Source organism: Idiomarina sp. UBA4206 (genome assembly GCF_002383015.1).
GTDB classification, from domain to species: Bacteria; Pseudomonadota; Gammaproteobacteria; order Enterobacterales; family Alteromonadaceae; genus Idiomarina; species Idiomarina abyssalis.
In genome coordinates, this window is the sequence record NZ_DFTS01000025.1 from 45,565 (window position 1) to 45,978 (window position 414).

At 52.2% G+C, this 414-nt stretch carries 1 protein-coding gene; it reads left to right on the plus strand.

Features of this window, described 5'->3' with window-relative positions; genetic code table 11:
- Nucleotides 1–414, plus strand: a 414-nt coding sequence (gene hisG / locus B3180_RS05460) for an ATP phosphoribosyltransferase (RefSeq protein ID WP_286843445.1), incomplete at both ends; no start/stop codon positions are given.

The following is a 414-nucleotide window of genomic DNA, read 5'->3' on the forward strand; positions in this document are numbered from 1 at the left end:
CCTATCGATTTACTGCGCGTTCGTGATGATGACATTCCCGGTCTTGTTATGGACGGTGTGGTTGATTTAGGTCTGGTTGGCGAAAACGTGCTGGAAGAAGCCCGGTTAGAGCGCATTGCAACCGATTCTGTCGCGGCCTATCAGCCATTACGTGGACTTGAGTTCGGTCAGTGCCGATTGTCGTTGGCGGTTCCACGAGAAAGCCAATATCAGTCATTGAAAGATTTAGACGGCTTAAGAGTCGCAACCACCTACCCTCAGTTGCTTAAGCGTTACCTGAAAGACAACGGCGTGAATGCGCGTACGGTAATGCTGACTGGTTCTGTGGAAGTTGCTCCGCGTGCCGGTCTGGCTGAAGCTATCTGTGACTTAGTATCCACCGGTGCTACGCTGGAAGCGAACGGACTCGTAGAG